General features: G+C 49.6%; 24 protein-coding genes. 17 read left to right on the top strand and 7 right to left on the bottom strand.

The window, feature by feature from the left end; translation table 11 throughout:
* The first annotated feature begins 152 nt into the window (after positions 1–152).
* Positions 153–1,508, top strand: coding sequence for a vanadium-dependent haloperoxidase (locus ACYU87_RS16310; protein WP_461135144.1), 1,356 nt, complete (start codon positions 153–155; stop codon positions 1,506–1,508).
* A 149-nt stretch (positions 1,509–1,657) separates the two neighbouring features.
* The gene (locus ACYU87_RS16305) at positions 1,658–3,718 is read left to right on the top strand and encodes a glycoside hydrolase family 65 protein (protein ID WP_461135143.1); all 2,061 of its coding nucleotides are present in this window, start codon (positions 1,658–1,660) and stop codon (positions 3,716–3,718) included.
* A gap of 65 nt (positions 3,719–3,783) precedes the next feature.
* Here ACYU87_RS16305 and ACYU87_RS16300 read toward each other — a convergent pair whose 3' ends face one another.
* The 3 genes from ACYU87_RS16300 to ACYU87_RS16290 all read right to left on the bottom strand — a co-directional run bounded on the left by ACYU87_RS16300 (position 3,784) and on the right by ACYU87_RS16290 (position 6,286).
* On the bottom strand, positions 3,784–4,476 hold the full coding sequence (locus ACYU87_RS16300; RefSeq protein WP_461135142.1) for a TetR/AcrR family transcriptional regulator: 693 nt from the start codon (positions 4,474–4,476) through the stop codon (positions 3,784–3,786).
* Between the two features lie 168 nt (positions 4,477–4,644).
* Positions 4,645–4,992, bottom strand: a complete 348-nt coding sequence (locus tag ACYU87_RS16295; protein ID WP_461135141.1) for a DoxX family protein — start codon at positions 4,990–4,992, stop codon at positions 4,645–4,647.
* A gap of 118 nt (positions 4,993–5,110) precedes the next feature.
* Positions 5,111–6,286 (bottom strand): glutathionylspermidine synthase family protein, encoded by a 1,176-nt coding sequence (locus ACYU87_RS16290; RefSeq protein WP_461135140.1) that lies wholly within the window; start codon positions 6,284–6,286, stop codon positions 5,111–5,113.
* A gap of 131 nt (positions 6,287–6,417) precedes the next feature.
* On the opposite strand from ACYU87_RS16290, the gene ACYU87_RS16285 reads away from it, so the two are divergent.
* The 3 genes from ACYU87_RS16285 to ACYU87_RS16275 all read left to right on the top strand — a co-directional run bounded on the left by ACYU87_RS16285 (position 6,418) and on the right by ACYU87_RS16275 (position 8,271).
* Complete coding sequence (locus ACYU87_RS16285) at positions 6,418–6,672, top strand: hypothetical protein (RefSeq protein ID WP_461135139.1); 255 nt, start codon at positions 6,418–6,420, stop codon at positions 6,670–6,672.
* A 91-nt stretch (positions 6,673–6,763) separates the two neighbouring features.
* Entirely contained in the window at positions 6,764–7,219 is a 456-nt protein-coding gene (locus ACYU87_RS16280) for a regulatory protein RecX (RefSeq protein ID WP_461135138.1), read from the top strand.
* Positions 7,220–7,317: 98 nt separating this feature from the next.
* A complete protein-coding gene (locus ACYU87_RS16275; protein ID WP_461135137.1) occupies positions 7,318–8,271 on the top strand; it encodes a glycosyltransferase in 954 nt (317 codons plus the stop codon).
* A 116-nt stretch (positions 8,272–8,387) separates the two neighbouring features.
* Here the strand turns inward: ACYU87_RS16275 and ACYU87_RS16270 are convergent, their stop codons facing one another.
* Together ACYU87_RS16270 and ACYU87_RS16265 are read right to left on the bottom strand one after the other, a co-directional pair.
* Positions 8,388–9,437: a ribonucleotide-diphosphate reductase subunit beta gene (locus tag ACYU87_RS16270; RefSeq protein ID WP_461135136.1), complete on the bottom strand. Its 1,050-nt coding sequence runs from the start codon at positions 9,435–9,437 to the stop codon at positions 8,388–8,390.
* A gap of 308 nt (positions 9,438–9,745) precedes the next feature.
* Positions 9,746–10,285, bottom strand: a complete 540-nt coding sequence (locus tag ACYU87_RS16265) for a transposase (protein ID WP_461135135.1) — start codon at positions 10,283–10,285, stop codon at positions 9,746–9,748.
* A gap of 191 nt (positions 10,286–10,476) precedes the next feature.
* On the opposite strand from ACYU87_RS16265, the gene uvrA reads away from it, so the two are divergent.
* From uvrA to ACYU87_RS16225, 8 genes are all read left to right on the top strand, one after another.
* Entirely contained in the window at positions 10,477–13,380 is a 2,904-nt protein-coding gene (uvrA, locus tag ACYU87_RS16260; protein WP_461135134.1) for an excinuclease ABC subunit UvrA, read from the top strand.
* A gap of 57 nt (positions 13,381–13,437) precedes the next feature.
* Positions 13,438–13,830 (top strand): hypothetical protein, encoded by a 393-nt coding sequence (locus ACYU87_RS16255; protein ID WP_461135133.1) that lies wholly within the window; start codon positions 13,438–13,440, stop codon positions 13,828–13,830.
* A gap of 93 nt (positions 13,831–13,923) precedes the next feature.
* The gene (locus tag ACYU87_RS16250; RefSeq protein WP_461135132.1) at positions 13,924–15,204 is read left to right on the top strand and encodes a metal-dependent hydrolase family protein; all 1,281 of its coding nucleotides are present in this window, start codon (positions 13,924–13,926) and stop codon (positions 15,202–15,204) included.
* A 244-nt stretch (positions 15,205–15,448) separates the two neighbouring features.
* Positions 15,449–16,732 carry a citrate synthase gene (locus tag ACYU87_RS16245; RefSeq protein WP_461135131.1) on the top strand — a complete coding sequence of 428 codons (1,284 nt, stop codon included), beginning with the start codon at positions 15,449–15,451 and terminating at the stop codon, positions 16,730–16,732.
* 252 nt (positions 16,733–16,984) lie between these two features.
* Positions 16,985–18,142, top strand: a complete 1,158-nt coding sequence (locus ACYU87_RS16240) for a zinc-dependent alcohol dehydrogenase (protein ID WP_461135130.1) — start codon at positions 16,985–16,987, stop codon at positions 18,140–18,142.
* Positions 18,143–18,179: 37 nt separating this feature from the next.
* Positions 18,180–19,226, top strand: a complete 1,047-nt coding sequence (locus tag ACYU87_RS16235) for an SDR family NAD(P)-dependent oxidoreductase (protein ID WP_461135129.1) — start codon at positions 18,180–18,182, stop codon at positions 19,224–19,226.
* An 83-nt stretch (positions 19,227–19,309) separates the two neighbouring features.
* Positions 19,310–20,398 (top strand): NAD(P)-dependent alcohol dehydrogenase, encoded by a 1,089-nt coding sequence (locus tag ACYU87_RS16230; protein WP_461135128.1) that lies wholly within the window; start codon positions 19,310–19,312, stop codon positions 20,396–20,398.
* A gap of 27 nt (positions 20,399–20,425) precedes the next feature.
* On the top strand, positions 20,426–20,920 hold the full coding sequence (locus ACYU87_RS16225; protein WP_461135127.1) for a DUF4126 family protein: 495 nt from the start codon (positions 20,426–20,428) through the stop codon (positions 20,918–20,920).
* 110 nt (positions 20,921–21,030) lie between these two features.
* On the opposite strand, the gene recA is transcribed toward ACYU87_RS16225, so the two are convergent.
* Together recA and ACYU87_RS16215 are read right to left on the bottom strand one after the other, a co-directional pair.
* Positions 21,031–22,125: a recombinase RecA gene (gene recA, locus ACYU87_RS16220; protein ID WP_461135126.1), complete on the bottom strand. Its 1,095-nt coding sequence runs from the start codon at positions 22,123–22,125 to the stop codon at positions 21,031–21,033.
* 177 nt (positions 22,126–22,302) lie between these two features.
* Entirely contained in the window at positions 22,303–22,809 is a 507-nt protein-coding gene (locus tag ACYU87_RS16215; RefSeq protein WP_461135125.1) for a hypothetical protein, read from the bottom strand.
* 260 nt (positions 22,810–23,069) lie between these two features.
* On the opposite strand from ACYU87_RS16215, the gene eno reads away from it, so the two are divergent.
* The 4 genes from eno to gpmI all read left to right on the top strand — a co-directional run bounded on the left by eno (position 23,070) and on the right by gpmI (position 26,926).
* The gene (eno, locus tag ACYU87_RS16210; protein WP_461135124.1) at positions 23,070–24,350 is read left to right on the top strand and encodes a phosphopyruvate hydratase; all 1,281 of its coding nucleotides are present in this window, start codon (positions 23,070–23,072) and stop codon (positions 24,348–24,350) included.
* A 103-nt stretch (positions 24,351–24,453) separates the two neighbouring features.
* A complete protein-coding gene (locus ACYU87_RS16205) occupies positions 24,454–24,765 on the top strand; it encodes an FtsB family cell division protein (protein ID WP_461135123.1) in 312 nt (103 codons plus the stop codon).
* Complete coding sequence (locus ACYU87_RS16200; protein WP_461135122.1) at positions 24,765–25,283, top strand: low molecular weight protein-tyrosine-phosphatase; 519 nt, start codon at positions 24,765–24,767, stop codon at positions 25,281–25,283. The genes ACYU87_RS16205 and ACYU87_RS16200 overlap by 1 nt, the downstream gene beginning before the upstream one ends.
* 65 nt (positions 25,284–25,348) lie before the next feature.
* Complete coding sequence (gene gpmI, locus ACYU87_RS16195; protein WP_461135121.1) at positions 25,349–26,926, top strand: 2,3-bisphosphoglycerate-independent phosphoglycerate mutase; 1,578 nt, start codon at positions 25,349–25,351, stop codon at positions 26,924–26,926.
* The last annotated feature ends 32 nt before the right edge of the window (positions 26,927–26,958 follow it).

Raw genomic sequence — 26,958 nt, 5'->3', positions numbered from 1 at the left:
GTAGGTGAATGGCCTCAGACGTGTCTACTTTTCAGCAGATTCGTGACTTGTCAGCACAATTGATCTTCGTTTTGTCTGGTATTTTCCGTTAATTTTGTACGACTGAATCAAGCCTATGGGGATTGATTTTCACGTTAACTTGTTACGCTAATATGAACTATACGCTTCGCTTTGGCTATCTGCTGGCTATCTGCCTGATCGGATTGACCGGTTGCCAGAAGCCCGCATCTCCCGCCGAATACAATGCAAAGGCTGCTAATCCCGAATACTACAATTCAGCCCTGAACAAACTAACGGAAGTCGTTATCCACGATATTTTCTCGCCCCCCGTTGCCAGTCGGATTTATTCGTACGCAAATCTGGCCGGTTATGAGGCACTTGTGCCGTTTGACGCTCAATATGAATCGCTGGGCGGTAAGTTGAAACGTTTTCAGAGCGGTCCTAAGCCCGAGGCCGGGAAAGAGTACTGCTTTCCGTTAGCGAGTACCCGGGCATTCTTGACCGTTGCCAGAGCGCTGACGTTTTCAGTTGACTTTTATGACCAGTTCGAGAAGCCGTTCTACGAACAATACAAAAAAGATGGTGTTCCCGATGAGGTATACGACCGCTCAATGGCCTATGGCGAAGCCGTCGCGAAACATATTCTGGACTATGGCGCAAAAGATAACTACAAACAGACGCGGGGATTTAAACATACGGTTACGAACGAAGAGGGGTCCTGGGTGCCGACACCGCCCGCTTACATGGATGCCGCTGAACCTCAGTGGAATAAGCTTCGCTGCTGGGCCATGGATACCTGCAATCAGTTTATGCCACCACGGCCTTTTCCCTTTAGTCTGGCCAAAGGAAGCCCCTACGAAAAAGAACTGGATGAAGTATACCAGATCGGAAAAAACCTCGATAAACAAAAGCAGGATATCGCCTATTTCTGGGATGACAACGCGTTTGTGATGAACGTGGCAGGTCATGTTATGTATGCCAGCAAAAAAATGACGCCGGGTGGCCATTGGCTGGCCATCGCGCAGACAGTTAGCCGGAAACAAAAATTAACGATGATGCAAACGGTCGAAGCGTACGCACTTACGTCGTTTGCCTTAAGTGATGGATTCATTTCGTGCTGGGATGAGAAATACCGCAGCAAAACAGTCCGACCAGAGACGGTTATCAACAAAACGTTCGATCCCAGATGGACGCCTTTCTTACAAACGCCCCCTTTCCCCGAGTACCCCAGCGGACATAGTGTCATCTCAACAGCAGCCGCCACGGTGCTGACCAATCTGATGGGCGACAATATCGCCTTTACTGATTCTACCGAATTTCCGTACGGGCACGGTGTCCGGTCATTTACGTCCATTCGGAATGCGGCCGACGAAGCGTCAATTAGCCGGTTGTATGGGGGTATTCACTACCGGTCAGCCTTGGCGAACGGGCAGGTTGAAGGGGAAAAAGTTGGAAAATGGGTGATTGAGAAGATTCGCACTCGTAAATCCGGCGTGGCTCAACGCTAGCACGTGTTCTATTTCATTCCGTAAAGTCTCTACTGATCATATCTTTAGAGACTTTTTTTGTGACGATCTGACCACACAAACCTCTCAATAGGATTACTTCATTTTCCTGGAAATGGCATTATTTTTAGTCTTTTTTTAATCTAACTTCTATGAGCGTAAGATTTTTGTTAGCTAGTCTGTGGTTCGCTTTTAGCCTGACACCGGTAAGTGCACAGACGCCATCCAATAACGCCGACTGGCAAATTGTCGGTCAGAACATTAACCCGGCAAATTATTATGGAATTACCGTAGCCAATGGGATGATTGGACTGGTGTCGTCGCCGGAGCCCATGAAAGTGAAAGATGTGGTACTCAATGGCGCGTTTGACACCTACGGGCGGGGGCGGGTTTCGAACATTCTTAAAGTATTCAACTTTGCCAACATGAACCTTGAGGTGGATGGCCTACGGTTGGGGTCGAAAGACATAACCAATTACCGCCAGACGCTCGATATGCAGAAAGCAGCCCTGACCACCACGTTCGATCATACGGACAAAGTGAGTGTTCGGCAAACGATGATGGCCCTGCGTCATCTGCCCTTTTCGGAGTTGACCATGGTTGAGATTACCGCGAAGAAGGATTGCGAAATCAGCCCCATGAGCGTCATCGAAACACCGGAAAACCTGAAAGAAGTCAAGAATTTCTATTCCGAAATTGACCGCTCTCACGTAACGATCCGCCTGTTGACGTCTGTCGCCAAGAGCCCATCCGGCCGGCATACGGTAGCCGCTTCTACGAGCTTCATTTTCGAAGAGCCCCATGGTCAGGAGCCCGATGTTATTCACGAAGACTGGGATTACAACATGCACTTGGCTAAATTTAAAAAGCGGCTAAAGGCTGGTGAAACCTACAAATTCAGCGTCGTTGGCTCGGTATCCTCCACTGCGCACACCGCCGATCCGCACAACGAAGCGGAACGGCTGACGCTGTTTGCTGCGCTCGAACGCACAGAGCGGCTTTTGCTACGCCACAATGCCGAGTGGGTTAAACTCTGGCAAAGTGACATTGTGATTGACGGTGATCCAGATACGCAGAAAGCGGTCCGATCGGCTCTGTATCATCTGTACTCGTTTGTCCGGGAAGGAACGGGTTATAGCTTGTCGCCGATGGGTTTATCCGGATTAGGTTACAATGGGCACGTTTTCTGGGATACCGAACTTTGGATGTATCCGCCCATTTTAATGCTGAAGCCTGAAATTGCCCGATCTATGCTCGAATATCGCTTTGAGCGCATGAAAATGGCGAAGCAAAATGCCTTTAGTCACGGGTACGCGGGCGTCATGTTCCCCTGGGAGTCGGACGCCGATGGGCAGGAAGCTACGCCCGTCTGGGCATTGACCGGGCCGTTTCAGCACCACATAACGGGCTGCGTCGGCTGGTCATTCTGGAAATACTACCAAGTTACGAAAGACAAAGAGTGGCTCAAAACGCGCGGTTACCCTATGTTGAAAGAAGTAGCCGATTTCTGGGCTAGTCGCGTAGAACGTGAGGTCGGACCAGGGGGACAGCCCGGTAAATTTCACATCAACAACGTAATTGGCGCCAATGAATGGCAGGAAAATATAGATGACAACGCGTTTACGAATGGCATGGCCAAAACGTCGTTGCAATATGCCATACAGGCCGCTCAGGAAGTAGGCATAGCGCCTAATCCGGACTGGAAAGTAGTGGCTGACAATATCCCGATTCTCAAGTTTCCGGACGGAACAACGAAGGAGAACCGGACTTACGATGGTGTTATGATTAAACAGGCCGATGTGAATCTGCTGGCTTACCCGCTCACGATTGTCAACGGCGAATCGGCTATAAAAAAAGATTTGGCTTACTACGAACCACGTTATTCGCCGGAAGGGCCTGCCATGGGTTGGTCGGTATTGTCAACCCTCCACGCTCGCCTTGGCGATTCGGACAAAGCGTATGACTGGCTCTTAAAAAGTTACGCACCTAATCAGGTACCCCCCTTTGGCGTACTGGCCGAGACGGCTGGGGGAACAAACCCTTATTTTGCGACGGGAGCCGGTGGCATGTTGCAGGCGGTGCTCAGCGGGTTTGGTGGCCTGGACATTACCGATAATGGCATTGTTCAGCTCAGAACAAAGCTACCCAGAAAATGGAAGTCGCTGACAATTAAAGGGGTTGGTACGCAAATGAAAACGATTCAGGTAAAATAGAAACGGGCAGTTTACAGACAGGATGTACTACTAAGTGCAGCCTGCTGTAAACTGCTTCTTAATTTTTACCATTGTACAACGGGTAAACGAGTAGACTGAAGTTCGAGCTGGATATCGGTTGTACTAGTCGCCATTTTGTTGAGCGAGATGTAAACGGTTTTGATCGCATTTTCGATTCGTTGCCAGCCTTCCTCGCTGCGCAGGTCAATGCCGATCATCGTCCGGTCATTCTGGGCCATAATGGTCAGGTACGTCATAGCCCCCAGAACTACCGCCGAAATAGCCTGTACGTCAGCACCTTTTACGAAGGATAGTTGGCTAACGAGTCGTGTCATTTCTTCGTCCTGAGCCCTCGCTGTTGTTTCGGCAATCGAATCATTTTCGATGACAGTTGCTTTAAGTACCTCGCGCGCAGCTTTGAACGTACGGAAATACCGGTAGGTTTGAATAACTTGGCGATACCAGATTCTGGCAACATCGGAACCGTGCAGCGGACGGATCTGGTCGAGAATGGCAGGTGTAAAAACCGGAAACAGCTTCCCCATTTTCACGTAGTATTCAAGAAGCCCTTCCATGCCGCCAAAGTATCTATAAATTAACACTTTGCTGACATTGGCCTTCTCGGCAATGCGATTTACCCCAACTCCCTCTAATCCTCTCTCTGAAATAACTTCTTCCAGTGCTTCAACTATTCGTTGTGTCGTCTTGGCGCGGTTCCGTCTAGTCTTTTCGTCTGTCTCAACCATACTCGTATCCATAATAAGTAGAAAATGTCACCCCTTTGACTTGAGCAAGTAGTGAAAGTCACTTTAATGAGCTTTTATTTACCCGTTAATTGCCAATTGATGTTTTTTCGATGGAACAACTAACTTTACATTGAATTTTATTGTCTATGCAACAGGCCTGGTCGTATACATACGGTCTATTTAGGTATACTGATAGGCCCACCAGATTAAGAGGCCCTGCAAGGGTAACCGCCCCCACCGAATCCAGGCGGGAAGCTTCCTGAACCGGCTCGCCGTAGCCATGTAAATATTAGCCGGAAACACCGCAATCAGCAGGAGAACAAGGCCCCAGGCTGATATTGACCGGGTAGCTGGGAATAGAAGCCCGATGCCCAGAACGATTTCGGCAATACCACTCAACGTAACCATCAGGTTGTGCGCCGGAATATAAGGCGGCATAATTGCCAGATAAGTTTTGGGGCTAATGAAGTGGTTAACGCCGGCAGCTACGTAAACGAATGCTTGAATATATAGACCTAGATTCGCCATAAGTACAGTACGTGTGGTTGTGTATGAACAGGTTCTTTATTGGCAGTGAACGTACGAAAATAACAAATGAACGGGCTATCGAAGCCCGTTCATAAGGTGTTCGCAATCTGTAGTATAGCTATTCAACAACGTGCCCAACGAAGCCAGCTGTATTATCCAGAATCAGACCGCCTTTCCGAAAGCCCAGTCCGCAGGCCTCGCCCGCAAAAAAGACCCCTGCTTGGTAAGCGTTACCCGCCGAATCGTTCGGAAACTCGACATACGCCTGGTAAATTTTGGCATAGTCACCGTATTCACCGTCGGTAGTTTGGCGTTCGCTGCCATCGGGGTTGAGAATGCGTGTGTTGGCTCCTTCCCGCCCGAACAGGACTTTCTCCACGCAGGGCTTTCCGGCCAATGGCTGGGTATCCGTTTCCAGCAGGAGCGGATGATTTGGATAAAGCTCCCACAGAATTTTTAGCATATATTTTGATTGAAAAAGCAACGTATAAGCCGGATTCAAGACAACGGCCAGGCGCTTACGGACAATTTCAGTCAGGATCTTGAGTAATTCGGGTTCTTCTTCCGCGATGGATTCCCAGGGTACCAACTTGAACCAGAAATCCAGCTTTTCGAACTCGCCGTTTTTTGGGTTTTGCCAGAAAATCCCTTCTTCCGCCGAAAAATCGATGTTATCGACAAAATCGAGTTCAATATCAAACCCGGCTTCACGAGCGGCTTCGCCAAGCAGCGCCACATTCGCATCATCTTCCGGAACATCCCGGATTGCTGAGAGCAAGAGGGTGGGTTGTAAGTCCGGATTCAGGGCCAGCAACTCTTCGAACTGGCTCGTTAATGTCTCGAACAGGGTATTGAATTGGTGGCTCTCATCGAGGCCATTGGCCAATAGGTGAGCATGTTGCACAACGGCCGTTTCGGGCAGGCACGTAGCCGTGTCGGCGTTGAACTCGATAAGCTTTATACCAGCATCGTGCCCAACACCCCCTGCCAGGTCGAATCGGCCATACAAATGAAGGTGCCGATCATCATTCCAGGTCAGGGTAATTAGCTCAACCAGATTTGCCGGAATACCCAGTTCTGCAAACCGGTTTTCATCGATCACATGCTGCCCGGCCGCTACAAACATATCGAACAGTTCATTGGCGGCTTCGTAATAGGCATCGGCTTCGGCAGCGGTTACAAGAACAACTTCGTTGGATAGATAGGGTAACGTATCCTGACCGAGCATCCAGTCCCAGCCGAGGTTGCGTAATTGGGCATCGGGCTGTGTCGTTAGTTTTTTGAGAGAAACCATGGTCGTCAATAATTTAGAGAAATCGGATTACGATTACTGAAAAAACAAACCGTAATTCGTGTTGGAGCGGTCGGTTTCACTTAATTATATCCCGGTCGCTTACAACTAGTCCGTAAATCTCGCTTAACCAAATGATTCGAACGTATTTATTTTCAGTTGATGTGCTGCTCAGCCTGATTGCTGGTCTGGTACACGGACAACCGGTCCAAACGGCTGTTCTGGTTGGGGTAAATGGTTATGAGCCCTACTCCACCGCTAAATCGGGTCGGTTAACAATGAACCCGGATGGGTCAAACGGCTGGGATGGGTTGGGGAAAGGTCACCAGTATCTGGTCGTAAAAATGCTTGTTTCGCAAGTTGAAGCGCTGGTTAACCGTCTCATGTAGCATCAACCCGTGAAATAAGCTGTACGCAGAATGTCTATGGCCGTTCGGGTTGGACTGAGTGATTTTGGGCTTATTTGTGTTATTAATTGGTATGACAGATTCAATAAAGGACGCGCTTCGCAAGGCGGCCATGTTTTGCGCTTATCAGGAACGAACCCAGCAGGAGGTTCGGGATCGGTTAAAGGAATGGGGCGTTTCAGGCGATGATGCGGAGGAGGTGATCGCCGAGTTGATTCAGCAGAATTACCTGAACGAGGAGCGGTTCGCTAAATCATTTGCCGGGGGGAAGTTTCGGGTAAAAGGCTGGGGACGGCGCAAAATCAGGCAGCATTTGCAACAGCGGGGCATTTCGGGCTATAATCTCGATCAGGCCATGAACGAAATTGCGCCAGATGACTATCGCGAAACGCTTGCTGATTTGCTAGCCAAAAAACGCCAGAGTCTTCGAGACGACAGTCCATTGGTCGTGAAACAGAAACTTGTACGTTACGCGCTTAGCAAAGGATACGAATCGGAGTTAATATTTAGTGTACTGACCGATGAATAGGGGGGCTGAACAGTGACCGTCTCGGGCAGACAATCCACAGGGTGTTGTGCTGCGATTAACAATCCATATCCGTTGCGGGCAGAGACCCGTGTTACCCCATGAATCTTCATAAAATTTCGATCATACTCCTCAATTACAACTCCCATCAGTTTACTTACGACTGTGTTGATTCGATTGTTGATAAGACGGCAACAGTTGCAAATGGAGGTGCTGCGTACGAAATTATTATCGTTGACAATAATTCCACCGCCAGCGATTACGAAGCGTTAGTACCTATTATGGAACCGGATCGTTACCCCAACCTGTCTATAAAGTTAATGCGTAGCCGAATTAATCTAGGCTTTTCAGGTGGGAATATGCTTGGTGTTCAACTGGCTGACCCTCAAACAACATACTACTATTTTTTGAATAACGATTGTGTGCTCAGAACAGATGTGTGCAATCAGCTGGCCAGCTTTATGGAGTCTAAGCCTGATGCGGGCCTGTGTGGGGCACAAATGTTTGCTGGTGATGGATCCCGTCAGATTACATTTGGCTATCTGCCCACCTTAGGTAGCAAAATACTCGGTCATAGCTTCGTTCGGATGCTTAACCCAACATTCTACCCAAGTGTCAGCAAAGTGTATTCTGAGCCTGTTCGGGTGCCATTCGTAATGGGTAGTACGTTGTTTGTACGGGCATCGGTGTTCAACCAGATTGGCGGTTTCGACGTGGCACATTTTCTGTATGTGGAAGAAGAGGATCTGGCAAAACGATTGCTAATGAACGGGTTCAACTCTTACCTGGTGCCGCATGCGGAGTATGTGCATTTTACGGGACAAAGCACGATTCGCAACTATGACATTGAAAAAGAGTACTATATCTCATTGTTTCACTATTTTAGAAAGTACCACACATGGCCTGAGCGAGTATTACTGCGGGCCTACTACTTCATTAAGAACGGTCGAAAATTTGGTAAGAACAAGATTTATGCACGTCTCGCCTGGTTTATTGGGCGGGGTAGCCCTATGCGCGAGAGCTTACGATACCGGCAGACCGTTGCCGTGAGGTAGATGAGTTGCATAGGCGGCCCATGCCTGATTTCTTTATAAAAAAACAGGTTTATAGAAAAGTCCCGCTTCAGGTTGTGCCAAAGCGGGACTTTTCTATAAACCTGTTTTTCGGGTGCCTAAAAATCAGCGTCGAACGTAATGCCTTTTGGCTCTTCGATCACAGCAACAGGTACGGGGTTTTCGGCACCCTGTGGTTGCGAAGCAGCCGCTTTCATCGCTTTGAACTTGGACATAACCTCACCCCGCTGGTATTCGCCAACGCGCTTCTCGAAGAAGTTGGTTTTACCCTGTAGTGAAATCATGTCCATGAAATCGAATGGATTCGATACGTTATACATTTTCCGCAGGCCAAGCGTGGTTAACAGGTGATCGGCCACAAAAGCGATGTACTGTTTCATCAGTTCGGCATTCATACCGATCAGCGATACCGGAAGGGCGTCCGACACAAATTCCTGCTCAATCTCGACCGCATTACGGATAATGTCATATATCTCCGATTCGGGCAGTTTGTTCTGAATGTGGTCCGTATAAAGCATACACGCGAAGTCGCGGTGCAAGCCTTCATCACGAGAGATAAGCTCGTTCGAGAACGTCAGGCCGGGCATCATACCTCGTTTCTTGAGCCAGTATATGGAGCAGAACGAGCCCGAGAAAAATATACCTTCAACTACGGCAAAAGCAATGAGCCGCTCCGCAAACGAGCCATTGTCGATCCAGCGCAATGCCCATTCGGCCTTTTTCTGCACACACGGAATCGTGTCAATTGCGTTCAGGAGACGGTCTTTTTCAGTGGCGTCTTTAATGTACGTGTCAATGAGCAGCGAGTAGGTCTCCGAATGGATATTCTCCATCATGATCTGGAAACCATAAAAACATTTGGCCTCGGCGTACTGCACTTCCGACAGGAAATTGACCGCGAGATTTTCGTTCACGATCCCGTCTGAAGCCGCAAAAAAGGCCAGTACGTGCGAGATAAAATGGCGTTCGCCATCATTCAAGCTGTTCCAGTCTTTCATGTCCTGACCAAGGTCAATTTCTTCGGCTGTCCAGAATGAGGCTTCGTGGGTCTTGTAATACTCCCAGATGTCCCAATGTTTGATCGGAAACAGCACAAAACGGCCTTTGTCTTCTTCTAGGATCGGTTCGATCACATCATTCTGTACCATAGTAGTTGGAATACGATTAATATGGAGGTTGCCCTTTAACGAATGGGCTAATGAGCTAACTAGCTAGTAAAATAGGATTAACAAAATTAAGCGTTTTGCCCGCTTCTGCAAGCTAATCTAAGAGGATAAGTGGTATATATATATAATGATTATAGACAAGCGTCAGTTTATCCGCGCATTGTAGAGATGCAATCCTTTGCGTCTCTACAATGCGCCAGCTTTTGTTTCCGCGTCTGCTGATGCGCCAGCTTTTTGTCTAATTAAAACCATTCAGTGTTTAAGTTTGGGAGACGCGAAGGGTCGCGTCTCTACATATATAAACCCTCCTTGTTCGCTGAATGCTGTGCCCACTTGGCGGGGTTGTCGACTATATACTGGCGGATTCGGTTCAGTTCATTTTCGTTACGAATAACCCGGTCGTAATAGCGGGCTTGCCAACAAAAGGGAATTTGATTGATCGTGGCATACGCCTTTACGCCTGATTTGAAACCTCGCAGAACAGAGGCCAGGTTTTGACTCTGTGGGCCGAAGACATTCGGTTGCCAACCATCATAGGCAGGCTTATTGATAAAGAGAATACCATGAAAGTGGTTCGGCATAAGCTGGAATGCATCCAACTGAACGAATGGCGAGAAACCAGGTATGAATAACCAACCGTCAAGGGTGCGTTGCCCAATAGCAGTAGGCTGAATTACAGGTGTGTCATCGACAATCACGATATCGCCAAAGAAATGCTCCTTATCCTTCGTGCAGATAGTGATAAAGTAAGCTCCATTTGATCCGTAATCATAGCTTGTTAACCGAGCTGCATCGATTCGATATTTAGTTTGAAATTTAGGTTCGTCCATAGTTTTCCGTAGAGACGCGATTCCTCGCGTCTGCTGTGCGTCAGCAATTTTTAGCATTAGCCAATAAGACGAGGAAAATCAATTTGGTCATGAGACGCAAAGGGTTGCGTCTCTCCATTTCCCGGAAACTACCCCCGACCGTTTTACGTTGTTCTTTAGAATAAGCCACCGCAACGGCGGACCGTACCAACGTGACAGAAGAAAAAGCAATTGGGCATGGGCCCGGACTTACTGATATTGAGCTGACGGGTTACGACCAGATTGAAGTGCTGGGCGCCCGTGAACATAACCTCAAAAACATCGACGTCACCATTCCCCGCAACAAGCTGGTCGTCGTAACGGGCATCAGCGGAAGCGGTAAGTCGTCTCTCGCTTTCGATACAATCTACGCCGAAGGCCAACGGCGCTACATGGAAAGCTTTTCCGCTTACGCCCGTTCGTTTATCGGTGATATGGAACGGCCCGACGTCGATAAGATTAACGGACTCAGCCCGGTAATCTCCATTGAACAGAAAACAACGTCCAAGAACCCCCGCTCAACGGTTGGAACAACAACCGAGATTTATGACTTTCTGCGTTTGCTCTATGCTCGGGCGGGTGAAGCGTTCTCGTATGTAACAGGGCGAAAAATGGAGCGCCAGTCGCAGGATCAAATCATTGATACGATTCTGGAGCAGTATGCCGGGCAAAAACTGACGCTGCTGGCCCCAATTATCAAAAGTCGTAAGGGGCACTACCGCGAGTTATTTGTGCAGGTGGCCAAAACGGGATACACAAAGGTTCGGGTAGACGGTGTGGTGCAGGACATTGTGCCGAAGATGCAACTGGATCGCTACAAGATTCACGACATCGAAATCGTCATTGACCGGCTCGTTCCCAAAGCGGAAGACCGGTATCGGCTCAGTCAGTCGATACAAACGTCGCTCAAGCAGGGTAAAGGCGCGATGCAGATGCTGGACGGGAATGGTCAACTGGTCTACTTCTCACAAAACCTGATGGACCCGGAGTCGGGTATCAGCTACGACGAGCCATCGCCTAATTCTTTCTCGTTCAACTCGCCGTATGGGGCCTGTCCGGTCTGTAACGGATTGGGTATTGTCGAAGAAATTACGGAGGAGTCTGTTATTCCCGATAAGTCCCTAAGCATCAGCCGAGGAGCCATCGCTCCACTGGGCGAGTACCGGGAGTTGTGGATCTTTAAGGAGATTGAAACGATCCTGAAAAAATACAAGCTCAACCTGACAACACCAGTCGCCAAGTTTCCGGAACCGCTGTTACATGCCTTGATGCACGGCACGGAAGAGGAAGCCACGGAGCCTGCGAAGAAGGCTGCCAGCCGTGCCGAAGGATCGGAAGAGTATACGTTCAAGTTTGAAGGGATTGTAAACTTCCTGAAACGGCAACAGGAAAACAGTACTGACAAAATTCAGGAATGGCTCAGAGATTTCATGGTCATTAAATCCTGTCCTGAATGCGCGGGCGCCCGACTCAAAAAAGAATCTTTGTACTTCAAGATCGACCAGAAGAACATTTCCGAACTGGCCCGCATGGACGTTTCCGAACTGACGGAATGGTTTAACGGGCTGGAAGATCGATTAACGGATCGACAGAATATTATTGGCAAAGAGATTCTGAAAGAAATCCGGAAACGCATTGGTTTTCTACTCGACATTGGTCTCGATTACCTGACCCTCGATCGGCCGTTACGCACCTTATCGGGTGGCGAAGCGCAGCGTATTCGGCTGGCTACGCAGATCGGCACGCAGTTGGTCGGCGTGCTCTACATCATGGATGAACCGAGTATTGGGCTGCACCAGCGCGATAACGTGAAACTGATTGACTCGCTGAAAAACCTGCGCGATTTAGGCAATACAGTTCTGGTTGTTGAACACGACAAAGACATGATGCTTGAATCGGACTTCATTCTCGACATTGGCCCCGGTGCCGGCCGTCACGGCGGGCAAGTGGTTAACCAGGGAACGCCCGCTGAATTTCTGAAAAATCAGTACGTTGGCGTAGCGGGTAGCAGCACAACCGCTGATTACCTGAGCGGCCGACGAGCCATTAAGGTGCCCACCGAACGCCGGAAAGGCAACGGCAAGTTTCTGATCATTAAAAACGCAAGCGGCAACAATCTTAAAAACGTAACTCTGAAGCTGCCCCTTGGCCGAATGGTGACCATTACGGGAGTGTCGGGTAGCGGTAAATCATCGCTTATTCACGAGACGCTGTTTCCGGTGCTGAATCGCCATTTCTACCGCTCAAAACGGGAACCGCTGCCGTTCAAGTCGGTAGACGGACTGGAGCATCTGGACAAAGTAATCGAAGTCGATCAGTCTCCTATTGGCCGGACTCCCCGCTCGAATCCGGCGACCTATACCGGTATGTTCTCGGAAATCAGGACCCTGTTCGCGGAGTTGCCCGAAGCCAAAATTCGGGGCTACAAACCGGGGCGATTCTCGTTCAACGTGAAGGGTGGTCGCTGTGAAGATTGCGAAGGCGCAGGCATGAAAAAAATTGAGATGGAGTTTTTGCCCGATGTGCATGTCATGTGCGAAACCTGCAAAGGCAAACGCTTCAACCGGGAAACCCTCGAAGTACGCTTTAAAGGAAAATCCATCGCTGATGTGCTCGATATGACGGTTGAACAGGCCCTGGATTTCTTCGCCAGTCAGCCTAAAATACTTCGTAAAGTATCCACTCTAAACGACGTTGGTCTGGGCTATATCACGCTCGGCCAACACGCTACGACCCTATCGGGTGGGGAGGCTCAGCGGGTAAAACTCGCCGAAGAATTGTCCAAGAAAGATACCGGTAAAACCTTGTACATTCTTGACGAACCGACCACTGGCCTGCACTTTCAGGACATCGCGCACCTGCTCGACGTGCTGAACAAACTCGCCGACAAAGGAAACACGGTCCTGATCATTGAGCACAATCTAGATGTCATTAAAGTATCCGACCACCTGATTGACCTCGGTCCGGAAGGGGGTAATAAAGGAGGGCTCATCATTGCCGAAGGCACACCCGAAAAGGTGGCTGAGGTGAAAGGAAGCTATACCGGCAAGTTTCTGAAGATGGAATTAGAGGGGTAAGGAGCCGCAAAATCCAGTATCTTAGCGGGTATAAAAACAACCTGCGGAAACTGATTTATGCGTAATTCCTCTTTTTACATTGTGCTATTGGTACTGGTCGTTCTGGACGCCTGGTTACTGGCGCACCCCAACCTGATCGGTCAGGCTGGGGTGTTCTTTTTTGATTATTCGTACCTCGAAACATTTCCCAAGGCATTGGGTACCGTGGCGGGGGTTACAGGACTATCATTATTAATTGTCTGGGCTATCGGGAGATTAAGTAAACCTGTGTCCATTGGCATCACTGTTGCATTACTAGCCGCATCGGCCTACTATTTATTTCAGAGTTTTACGCAGTATAACTCAGGTATCTATAAACTTACGGGTGCTGGTTTCCGGGCTGGTGCCATTCTGTTGCCCGGCCTGATCGTTCTCATCTTTGGCGAAGGCTTGCTCAGGCGGTTGCGGTGAGTATCCGGGCCAAGCCAGAACGGTGCGCCGTTGCAACCTGGCCCAGACAACACATGCCTACCGATCTGTACCGGTCTATAAAACCTGATTGCAATGACTTTATTTAATGGTTGGGTCAAGCTCTGGCTCGGCCTGTGCTTAACCGTATTGCTTTTCCACAGGCCAGGCCAGAGCTTGGCCCAGACCTACCTACTCCGCCCCGACCACGTTTTCGATGGTGAAACCAGCCACGAAGGCTGGGCCGTACGCGTGAAAGGGGATAAAATTGACGCCGTCGGGCCCGCGAATACAATGACCGTATCAGGTGCTGAAATCATAGACCTGAAAGGCCAGACACTGATGCCCGGCTTAATTGAAGGGCACTCGCATTTATTGCTGCACCCTTATAACGAAACGCCCTGGGACGATCAGGTACTGAAAGAAGCCCGGTCGTTGCGGGTTGCCCGCGCCACAGTTCATGCCCAAAAAACACTGTTGGCGGGTTTTACGACCGTGCGAGATTTAGGCACCGAAGGCGCGGAATACGACGATGTTGGACTGAAACAGGCCATTAATCAGGGTATTATCGTTGGTCCACGGATGATTGTTGTTACCAAAGCACTGATTGCTACAGGGAGTTATGGCCCCAAGGGGTTTGGCCCCGACGTTACCGTACCGCAGGGAGCCGAAGAGGCCGACGGGCACGATGCGTTGATCCAGGCAGTCCGGCGTCAGATCGGGAAAGGAGCGGATGCCATAAAAATCTACGCCGATTACCGCTGGGGGCTGATGGCCGAAGCACGTCCGACCTTCACGCTCGATGAACTGAAGCTGATTGTAGAGGTAGCCCGGAGCAGTGGTCGGGGAGTCGTAGCCCATGCCGGAACGGCTGAGGGTATGCGCCGGGCCATCTTGGCGGGTTGCGAAACCGTTGAGCATGGCGACGCCGGAACGCCCGAAATTTTCGCCCTGATGAAGCAGCATGGCACGGCCCTCTGCCCTACACTGGCCGCTGGAGACGCCATTAGCCAATACCGCGGCTGGAAAAAAGGGCAGGAGCCGGAACCCGAGCGCATGAAACAAAAACGGGCGACGTTTAAACAAGCGCTGGATGCGGGTGTAACCATCTGTGCCGGGGGCGACGTCGGTGTATTCAGCCACGGCGATAACGCCCGCGAACTCGTGTTAATGGTCGATTATGGCATGAAACCGCTGGATGTAATGCGCTCCGTTACATCCATTAATGCCGATGTATTCCATCTGGCCGACCGGGGCCGGGTGCGGGCTGGTCTGCTGGCTGATCTGGTGGCTGTAGAGGGCGATCCAACCAAAACGATTACCGATGTACAGCGAATCCGGATGGTTATGAAAGGGGGAAATTTCTTTAAACGGTGATGAGAAAACTTATTGTAAAAACTTAGGGTTACACGTTAATGCAAACGTAATACGGCTTTTTTTGTACAATTTCATCTGTCGTTTATGTTTTTGGACTAATTTCGCCCGACCAGTTCGCTGGCTTTACCATAGTGTTCTGGCGACCATAAATGCCCTTACCATGAGGTTCTTTCCTGTATATATACCCTGATCGTTACGAACTACCCAATTTAATATTTCTGATTACTCTACCCTGATTTTTTATATGGCAAACTCCGCTGAATTAACCGTCGATGGTAAAACGTATTCTTTTCCAACATTAGAGGGAACCGAACACGAAAAAGCCTTCGACATCTCGAACCTTCGTGATCAGACTGGCTATGTTACGTTAGACCGCGGCTATAAAAACACCGGTGCCACCAAAAGTGCCATTACCTTTCTGGATGGCGAATTGGGCATTCTGCAATATCGGGGGTATTCTATTGAAGATCTGGCTGCCAAAGCATCGTTTCTGGAAGTTGCCTATCTGCTGATTTACGGTGAACTGCCTACTCAGGAAGAGTTCACCAAATTTGAAACGGCCATTCGTCGGCATACGCTGGTGAATGAAGACATGCGGAAAATCTTTGATGGTTTTCCGGTTAAAGCCCACCCAATGGGTGTGCTGGCCTCGTTGGTAAGTGCCATGAGTGCGTTCTATCCCGACCTGGAAAGTGGCAAAGACGACGATGTTGACCGGCATATCATCCGATTGCTGGCCAAACTGCCAACCATCGCAACCTGGTCGTACAAACGGGCGCTGGGCCATCCGGCCAACTACCCCAAAAATACGCTCGACTATATTCCGAATTTCCTGAACATGATGTTCTCGCTGCCCGTAGAGGACTATAAGGTCGATCCGGTTGTGGCCGAAGCGCTGAATGTGCTGCTTATTCTTCACGCCGATCACGAGCAAAACTGCTCGACATCGACGGTGCGTTTGGTAGGATCGTCCCAGGCGAATCTCTATTCGTCGATTTCGGCGGGTATCAGCGCATTATGGGGTCCATTACACGGTGGTGCCAACCAGGAAGTGATCGAAATGCTCGAAGACATTAAAGCCGACGGCGGAGACGTTTCCAAGTACATAGACATGGCCAAAAATGCAAAAACAACGGGCTTCCGGCTGTTTGGGTTTGGTCACCGGGTATACAAAAACTTTGATCCACGGGCCAAAATCATCAAGAAAGCGGCCGACGATGTACTGGCCAAACTTGGCGTGAACGACCCGATTCTGGAGATCGCAAAAGGTCTGGAAGAAGCCGCTCTCAACGATGAGTATTTCGTATCCCGCAAACTCTACCCGAACGTCGATTTCTATTCGGGTATCATTTATCGGGCCTTAGGCATCCCAACCAATATGTTCACGGTGATGTTTGCCATCGGTCGTTTACCGGGCTGGATTGCTCAGTGGAAAGAAATGCGCGAAACAAAAGAACCAATTGGTCGTCCACGTCAGATTTACACGGGTTCGACGTTGCGTGAGTTTGTACCGATCGAAAATCGATAAATAATCGGGTAACTCATTTGATACAATGAAAAGCGTCGGCTAAATGGTCGGCGCTTTTTGTGTTTGTGAATAGCCACTTTATAGTTGATAGGTCTGGATCAGTACCGGGTAATGCTTGTGTGCAATGTTGGTTGAGCGACCCTGTTTCTTTGTACTCTACTAATTTGGTCCACTTACTTGGTTTATCTAAACCAACCTTGTCATTACGTGTTACAACAGTTAATCAAGACTCAACTCTGTTACCCCTTAACTATGAAAGCTGCAGTATTCCATAAACCCGGCGATATTCGGTACGAACAATTCGACGATCCAACAATTGAAGACAGTCGTGATGCCATTATCCGCGTCACCTCTACTGCCATCTGCGGTTCTGACCTTCACATCTACGACGGCTTTTTGCCCCAGCTTCGGCCGGAAGTACTCGGGCATGAGTTTATGGGTATTGTCGAGGAAGTTGGTGCCGGAGTGACCCATCTTAAAAAAGGCGACCGTGTCGTGGTGCCGTTCACGATTGCGTGTGGCAAATGCTTCTTCTGCCAGCACCATCAGGAGATGCATTGCGAAAATTCTAATAAAGAAGACTACGGTCCGGACGGTGGTTTGCTGACAGAAAAGGGGGGAGGTTTGTTCGGTTATTCCGATCTCTACGGCGGCTATAATGGCGGACAGGCCGAAGCGGTACGCGTACCCTACGCCGATTACAGCCTGCGCCACGTGCCGGAAGGATTGAAAGACGAAGAGGTCCTTTTTCTCACGGATATTTTCCCTACTGGCTGGAGTTCCATTGAGTGGGGTGAACTTAAAGGTGGCGAAACGGTCGCCATTTTTGGATCAGGTCCGGTTGGATTAATGGCGCAGAAATCGGCCTGGTTGCAGGGCGCTGGTCGTGTAATTGCTATTGATCCGGTCGATTATCGACTAGAGCGGGCCAGACGCGTCAATAACGTCGAGACGCTCAATCCTAAAAATGTGGATGTAGTCGAAGCGCTGCGTAGCATGACAGAAGGTCGTGGTCCAGACCTGTGTGTGGACGCTGTGGGTATGGAAGCCAGCCGGTCTGTGCTGGACAAGGCCAAAGCCGTTTTCAATCTGGAAAAAGGCACCGACAGCGTACTGGAAACATGCTTTCGGGCCGTGCGCCGGGGTGGTATCGTGACTATCGTCGGTGTTTACGGCACCCCATTCGATAATTTTCCGCTAGGCCGAATGTTCGATAAAGGTGTAACCATCAGACAGGGACAGTCGCAGGTTCACAAAAATATTGATCACCTGCTCGATCTCGTTGTACAGGGTAAAGTTGTGCTGGACGATATCGTTTCGCACGTGTTACCGCTCACCGAAATTTCACGGGGGTACGACATCTTCAAGAACAAAGAAGATGATTGTACGAAAGTAATCTTGAAACCTTAATTCAACGGGAGCGTCGGCTCTCACTCATTACTCAACGATGGAAACACAGAACAATGGTAAAACAGCCCTGATCACGGGCGCATCGAGCGGCATTGGCCGCGAACTAACGCGGTTATTTGCCAAAGATGGCTACAAGCTGGTGCTGGTTGACATCAATCAGGAAGGTATGGAGCAACTGGCCAGTAGCTTCTACAACCAGTACGGAACACAAACAACACTAATCAACAAAGACCTGGCAAGCCCTACGGCACCCGACGAGATTTACGCTGAAACAGCCGGAAAAGGAGTCGTTATTGATGTACTGGTAAACAACGCCGGCTTCGGTGAATATGGCAAGTTTGCCACGGAAACGGATTTGCAACGGGAACTATCCATTGTACAGGTCAATGCTGTGGCGCTTATGCACCTGACCAAGTTATACGTGAAAGATATGGTTAGCCGTAATGATGGCAAGATTTTGATGCTGGGATCAGAGGTGTCCGTGGCGCCAAATCCGCTGATGGCCGTTTATGGGGCTACCAAAGCATTTATCAAGTCGTTTTCGGAAGCCATTCGCAACGAATTGAAAGACACCAATATTACCGTGACGGTATTGATGCCGGGCGCGACAAATACCAATTTCTTTAAAACGGCCGGAGCTGTTGACGTAAAAGGGGCTGATCCCAATAAGACGGCCGATCCGGCTGCCGTGGCTAAAGAAGGCTACGAAGCTCTCATGAGCGGTAAGGACCATGTTGTGGCTGGCTGGATGAACAAAGCAAAAGTAGCTATGTCCCATATTCTGCCCGATCCGATCGTTGCCGCCAGCGTACGCAGCGAAATGACACCGAAAGAACAAGCTGAACAGGAACAAAAGATGACGGTATTAGCCCTGACGGTAGGAGCGGTTGTGCTGGGAGCCGTTTGGTTCTTGACGCGCAACAACGCATCGGTTGTGCCGGTTAGCTCATACGATAAAATCAAATACCGGTACAAAGCGCGTAAGGCAGAACACAAAGCCAATGATGCGCTGGCCTCTGTTAGCGACACCGTTAAGGGAGCTTACCATCATGCCAAAGCAGCCGTAGAGGAAGCCGTGGCTTAGCTAATTTGTTGTTCGCGGCTGTCCTGAACTAGGTACGAACAACAAATCACAAACATTAAACCCCGATACACAAACTCAATTTTATGGAATCAATTAAAACAAAAGCTTACGGAGCAAAAGCATCGCTTATTGATAGTTTAAGTACGTTGTCCCGCATGGATATTGAGCGGAACGCGCCCGAATCGGATCAAGTGTTGATCGATGTACTGTACTGTGGCGTTTGTCACTCCGATTTGCACCAGGTCAAAAACGACTGGGCAAACACTGTCTATCCCTGTATTCCTGGCCACGAGGTTGTTGGGCGCATTACGCAGGTAGGTAGCGATGTTACCAAATTCAGTGTGGGCGACGTGGTAGGCGTCGGTTGTATGATCGACTCCTGTGGCCATTGTCATTCCTGCAACGGGGGTGAAGAACAATACTGCGAAGGACCCGTTAGCTGGACCGCAACGTACAATGGCTACATGAAGCCCGATGGTAGTGGATTCAACACGTTTGGCGGTTACTCGACTTCCCTGGTCGTAAAAGAGTCGTTCGTATTAAAAATTCCGGATGCGCTTGATGTTAAAGCAGTGGCTCCGATTCTTTGCGCAGGCGTAACAACTTACTCACCGCTTCGGCACTGGAACGTTCAGGCAGGCAGCAAGGTTGGCATTGTTGGTTTAGGTGGACTCGGCCATATGGCTGTTCAACTGGCCAAAGCAATGGGCGCTGAGGTCGCTGTAATCACACATACGGAAGAGAAACGGGCTGCTGCTCAAGCACTCGGTGCCCATGAGGTCATTGTTTCGACGGATAAAAAAGCGATGAAGGCTCACGAACTGTCGTTTGATCTGATTCTGATCACCATTCCTGATCCATTCGATGTTAATGCTTACGTTACTGTTGTTAAGCGTGATGGCGCCCTCGTAACGGTGGGTCTGTTGGGTCCATACAAAAGTCCGATCAACAACATGGAAGTAGCTATGCATCGGCGTACCGTGTCGGGTTCGTTGATTGGCAGTATCAAAGAAACACAGGACGTACTGGACTTCTGTGCCGAACACTCGATTCTTCCCGAAGTAGAGATGATTGAGATACAGGATATTAACAAGGCATTTGATCGGATGCAGGATGAAGACGTTCGTTTCCGCTTTGTCATCGATATGCAATCACTCAAAAACGAAGATTAACCGGACTTTTCCTTACTTGACGAACTCATGATTCAATCTTATTTGCGCGCCTTCCAGATCGGCGTTATTGCCGGAATGCGGGCTGCCCTAGCACCGGCCTTACTTAGTCACAAGCTGGTTCGAACGATTCCGACCAAGCAACCTCAGAAACCAATTCATTATTTAGCGCAACCACCCGTATCGATTGGATTGAACGTACTGGCCGCCGGCGAGCTGTTGGGCGATAAATTGCCCAGCGCACCAGAACGTACTGTTCCTGCCCAATTCATTACGCGGATAGCTTCGGGGGCAACCTGTGGGGCATTTCTGAGCGAGGTAGAAGGTAATGAAGCTCCTTACGGGGCCATAGCGGGCGGTTTGGGCGCCGTTGCCGGAACGTTGCTCTTCTTCAACCTGCGCCGGTGGCTCGATCACGAAGCAGGCGTGCCGGATGCCGCTATTGGGCTTGCTGAAGATGCCTTGGCTATTGGTTTAGGCTGGCAGGTTGTCAATAGCATCGAGCCAGTGGCAAAATCTGTTTAGAAAAGAAAATAAACTCAATTTGCCGCTACTGCGATACAAAAAAGCGTCCCGGTCAATGGTGAACTAGGTTCACACTGACCGGGACGCTTGCTATCAAACAAATCAATTCATTAATCGTCGATTTCGCCTTCGTCGTCTTCTGCCGTGGCAGCAAGAACAGGATCCACAAGCGCTTCGTCATCCGTAGCAATTTTTGCCCGGATTTTGCCTTCAATCTCACCCATTAGTTCAGGGTTATCAAGAAGCAGCTCTTTAACGGCATCGCGACCCTGAGCCAACCGGCTGGTGCCGTACGAGAACCAGGAACCGGCTTTCTTAACGATTTCCATTTCTACCGCCAGGTCCAGGATCTCACCAACTTTGGAAATGCCCTGACCGTACATGATATCGAACTCAACAACTTTGAAGGGAGCGGCCAGTTTATTCTTAACGACTTTAACCTTGGTACGGTTACCCACTACGTTATCGGCACCTTCTTTGATCTGACCAATACGCCGGATGTCCAAGCGAACCGAAGCATAGAATTTCAGGGCGTTACCACCGGTTGTTGTTTCGGGGTTACCAAACATAACACCAATCTTCTCGCGAAGCTGGTTGATAAAAATACAGCAGCAACCCGTTTTGTTGATCGTACCCGTTAGTTTCCGCAGCGCCTGCGACATCAGACGAGCTTGCAGACCCATCTTGCTTTCGCCCATTTCGCCTTCAATCTCGGCCTTCGGTACAAGAGCAGCAACGGAGTCAATAACAATAATGTCAATAGCACCTGAACTGATGAGGTGTTCGGCGATTTCGAGCGCCTGTTCGCCGTTATCAGGCTGTGAGATGAGCAGGTTTTTTGTATCGATACCCAGCTTTTCTGCGTATACCCGGTCAAACGCGTGTTCAGCATCGATAAAAGCAGCAAGGCCACCCGCTTTCTGGGCTTCGGCGATGCAGTGCATGGTCAGCGTAGTTTTACCCGATGATTCGGGACCATAGATTTCGACAACACGACCGCGTGGCATACCACCGATACCGAGGGCTAGATCTAATCCCAGCGAACCCGTTGAGATAACTGGAATGTCCACGACTTTGCTTTCGCTCAGGCGCATTACGGTGCCTTTACCGAAAGCTTTATCCAGCTTTTCGATGGTTGTTTGAAGGGCTTTTAATTTACTGTCATTAGCAGATGCTGTGGCTTGCGCCGTATCTGATTTTGCCATGTTAGGATGGTTGTTTAAACAGATAAAATTACCCAAAAAGGGGCAGATTACCAAATGGATTCAGGAAATAGTTAAGGCCTTCTGACTGTCGTTCGACGAAATGGTAGGGCACAAAAAAATAGCCCATCAACTAACTGATTTTCAGTAAATTTACTAGACTGTTTTAACTCAATTTATTTACAGTGTCGAGTCAGCTGTAACGGGCTGCTGGGCAGGTGTTGGTTGCTGAATCTGGGGTTGTCCTTGTTGCGGCTGAACCTGTTGTGACTGCCCCTGCTGATTACCCGGATAAGCCGATCCATCGCCGTATGGGCGAGCCGGTGAACCAATTATTTCTACGGCCGTGATGTAGTACTTCGTTTCGCCACTCCAGGGGAATTTGATGATTTTTTCTTCGTAGTGGAGCGTCACGCGCTGACCGGTTTTGACGGCCTGAGTAACCTGGGCGGCTATCGCGTCATCTTTAACGGAGAAGTCGAAATACTGGGGAGTCAACGAACCCGTTTCGCCCGAGAAGCCACCCACATTCAGCACACCTTCGTATGTTTTGAAGAGGAAACCCCGCCGACTGAATTTGGAAACGGTTCCGGCACGTTCACCGTCGCTGTAGCTCCAGCCTGTGAGCGCATAGAGTACGCCGAAAACAACTAACAGGAATAGTAGAAAATACAAAAGTCCTCGCATAGATACAGATTGTTTAGTGGCCGTTCTTAAGCACACAAATAGACAACATTTTCTGGCAAATTCTGTTTCGAGACCCTATTGACCATGAATTATTCGTTAAGTCACGAACCAATGCTGTTCCTTTTCTAAAGTTTTGCCCCGTATTTCGTTACTTTGCGGTTGGTTAGCTGATGAGCCTAACGGCTTGGTAGTCAAACCCGATAAACCGGTACGCCGGAACGATAGATTTTTTCGTTGTTAACCTCTCTTATTTTTTTGCAATGAGTACCATCCAAAGCATTCATGCCCGGCAGATTCTGGATTCACGCGGTAACCCAACGGTTGAAGTAGATGTCCGCACCGAAAATGGCTATCTGGGGCGGGCCGCTGTGCCATCGGGCGCATCAACCGGCACCCACGAAGCCGTCGAACTTCGGGATAATGACCCTAAAGTATATGTTGGTAAAGGCGTTCTGAAAGCCGTTTCGAACGTAAACGAGTTGATCTTTCCAGAACTGGTTGGCATTTCGGTCTTTGAGCAAAGCGTGATTGATAAGGTCATGCTTGAACTGGACGGTACGCCAAACAAAGGCCGTTTGGGTGCCAACGCCATCCTTGGCGTATCGCTGGCAGCCGCTAAAGCAGCCGCCCAGGAAGCTGGCTTACCACTCTACCGGTACATTGGTGGTGTTAATGCGAATACGCTGCCTGTTCCGATGATGAACATCCTGAACGGTGGTTCGCATGCCGATAACTCGATTGATTTCCAGGAGTTCATGGTTATGCCTGCTAATGCCGCGAATTTCTCGGAAGCATTGCGCATGGGTACCGAAATCTTCCACACGCTCAAGGGTGTATTGAAAAAGATGGGTCTGGCTACCAACGTGGGTGACGAAGGCGGTTTTGCGCCGAACATCAAATCGAACGAGGAAGCAATTCAAACAATCATTCAGGCTATCGAAAAAGCAGGCTATCGCCCAGGCGAAGATGTCTGGATTGCTATGGATGCGGCTTCATCTGAATTCTATGATGCAGAAGCAGGCGTTTACCACTTCAAAAAATCGACCGGCGACAAGCTGACCTCTTCGGAGATGGCGGGCTTCTGGAAAGACTGGGCGACCAAATACCCAATTCTGTCGATTGAAGATGGTATGGCCGAAGACGATTGGGCTGGCTGGAAAGCGCACACCGACGAACTGAAAGGTACAAACGTACAATTAGTGGGTGATGACCTGTTCGTTACCAACGTTACGCGCCTTCAGGAAGGTATCGATCAGGGTATTGCCAACGCCATCCTGGTTAAGGTAAACCAGATTGGTTCGTTGACTGAAACGATTGACACGGTTAATCTGGCCAAGCGCAATTCGTACAAAAACATTATGTCGCACCGTTCGGGTGAAACCGAAGATGCTACTATTGCTGACCTTGCTGTAGCGCTTAACACGGGCCAGATCAAAACAGGTTCGGCGTCGCGTTCCGACCGGATGGCGAAATACAACCAGTTGCTCCGTATCGAAGAAGAACTGGGCGAAACGGCGTATTTCCCCGGCCTTAAGTTTTAACTATAGTTGATTCGTTGGTTATGATTTGTGGTTGGCTGACGCAAGTAATACAGGCGTCAGCCAACCACAAATCATAACCAACGAACTGTATACCCAATTTCCCATGTTGAATCGTCTTCTTCGCTACGGCCGCAATTTCTACGTGGCTACCGGCTTAGTGCTGGTGGGGTGGATGACGTTTTTCGATGCCAACGACCTGCCGACCCAGATTCGAAACTGGTGGGAACTGCGCAGATTGGATGGGGAAGCTAAATTCTACCAGGCAAAAATTAAAGAGGTACAGACCGAACGTCAGGAAGTACTCGGCAATGATCGCCTGCGGGAGAAGTTTGCCCGCGAAAAATACCTGATGAAAAAGCCCGGCGAGGACGTGTTTGTCATTGTCGATGAACATAACGAACCGCTGGAAAAGTGATGATAAACGTTCTTTTCGTTTGTTATGGCAACATTTGTCGGTCGCCCGTTGCGGAGGGAGTGTTTCAAATGCTGGTTAACGAGGCCGGACTTACTGACCAGATTCAGGCCGACTCGGCCGGAACGGCATCCTTTCACATTGGTCAGCTGGCTGATCGTCGCACCCGCGAAAACGCCCTTGAACATGGTCTGACACTTACGCACCGGGCCCGTCGTCTGATTGGTGAAGACCTGGCTCAGTTTAGCTATTTCGTGGCGATGGATGAAACCAATCTCGAAGCCATCGAAAAACTGAATTACCGGAGTACGGGGCTTTACACAAACGATACTATCTTTCTGCTTCGCGAATTTGATCCGGACGTAAGCGACCAGCCTAACGTGCCAGACCCCTACTACGAAGGGCCAGAAGTGTTCGAAGAAGTTTATCAGATTTGCTTACGATGCTGTCGGCAACTGCTCACGTATCTAGTTCAACAACACAATCTTAAAGAGCGAAAGAATGAAAGAGTGAAAGAGTGAACGCCATTCGGCCAGCTCTCTCGCCCTTCCACTCTTTCGCTCTTTCATTCTTTCGCTCTTTAATTATGGACAAAAAAGTCATTCTCATCATTCTCGATGGCTGGGGCATTCCGCTCAAGCCTGACGTATCGGCGATTGAAGCGGCTCACACGCCGTTCATGAACTCGCTGTATTCTCAGTATCCCCATAGTAAACTGGAAGCGTCCGGTCTGGCCGTTGGTTTGCCCGCGGGCCAGATGGGTAATTCCGAAGTAGGCCACATGAACCTGGGTGCCGGGCGGGTGGTTTACCAGGACCTGGTGAAAGTGAACAAAGCCGTTGATGAACACACGCTCGATAAGGAGCCGGTGCTGGTCGATGCGCTGACCTATGCCAAGGCAAACGGGAAAAAGGTGCATTTTATCGGTTTGGTATCCGATGGTGGTGTTCACGCGCACATCGACCATGTCAAGGGTCTATTGTCCATCGCCCACGCTCACCAGTTGACTGATGTATTCGTGCATGCATTTACGGATGGTCGGGATACTGATCCCAAAGGCGGAGTTGGTTACCTGACCGATTTGCAGGAACACATGGCGGCCACTACGGGGCAGATTGCCACCGTTATCGGACGCTATTACGCCATGGACCGCGATAATCGCTGGGAACGGGTCAAAATAGCCTACGACGCGATGGTAAAAGGTGAAGGAGAAAAGATCACCGCTGCCAGTGTAACGAGCGCTTTACAGGCATCGTACGACGCCGGTGTTACGGATGAATTCATCAAGCCATTGATCGTGACAGACACGAATGGTTCACCCGTGGCGGTCATTGAAGATGGTGATGTCGTGCTATGTTTCAACTTCCGTACTGATCGAGGACGCGAAATCACGCAGGCGCTGACGCAGAAAGAATTTCCGGAGCAGGAAATGAAGCCGTTGTCGTTGAATTACATCACCATGACCAATTACGACAGCGAGTTTGCTAACGTAAAGGTCATTTTCGATAAAGACAATCTGCAAAATACAATCGGCGAGGTAATTGCCGGCGCAGAACGCAAGCAAATCCGCATTGCCGAAACGGAAAAATACCCGCACGTTACATTCTTCTTCTCGGGTGGCCGCGAAGAACCTTTCACAGGCGAACAACGCCTATTATGCCCGTCGCCGAAAGAAATGGTCATTCTTGATGAGCAGGGCGTCGAGGTAACGATACCTGTGAAGACATACGATCAAATTCCTGAGATGGCAGCTTACGGTATTCGCGACTCGATCATTCCTGAATTGGAAAAAGAGGAAGTCGACTTCGTTTGCCTGAACTTCGCCAACACGGATATGGTAGGTCATACCGGGGTTTTCGACGCTGTTGTCAAAGCGGCCGAAACCGCAGATGCCTGCGCCAAAGCCGTTACGGAAACGGCCCTGGCGCACGGCTACACAACGATCATCATTGCTGACCATGGCAACGCTGAGTTCATGGAGAATGAAGATGGTTCACCCAATACGGCCCATACAACGAACCTGGTACCTTGCATCCTGATTGACAAGGACTACCATCCGACCATGAAAGATGGCAAACTGGCCGATATTGCTCCAACGATTCTGCAACTGATGGGTATTCCGCAACCCGCCGAAATGGGTGGTGTGAGCCTGATTGTTGCGTAAACGTTTTTTCATGCGGACCAGCTGTCTGCGCT

Source organism: Spirosoma lituiforme, from assembly GCF_054776635.1.
Note: the sequence above shows the minus strand (reverse complement) of the source record. Positions and strands in the feature narration are given on the sequence as shown.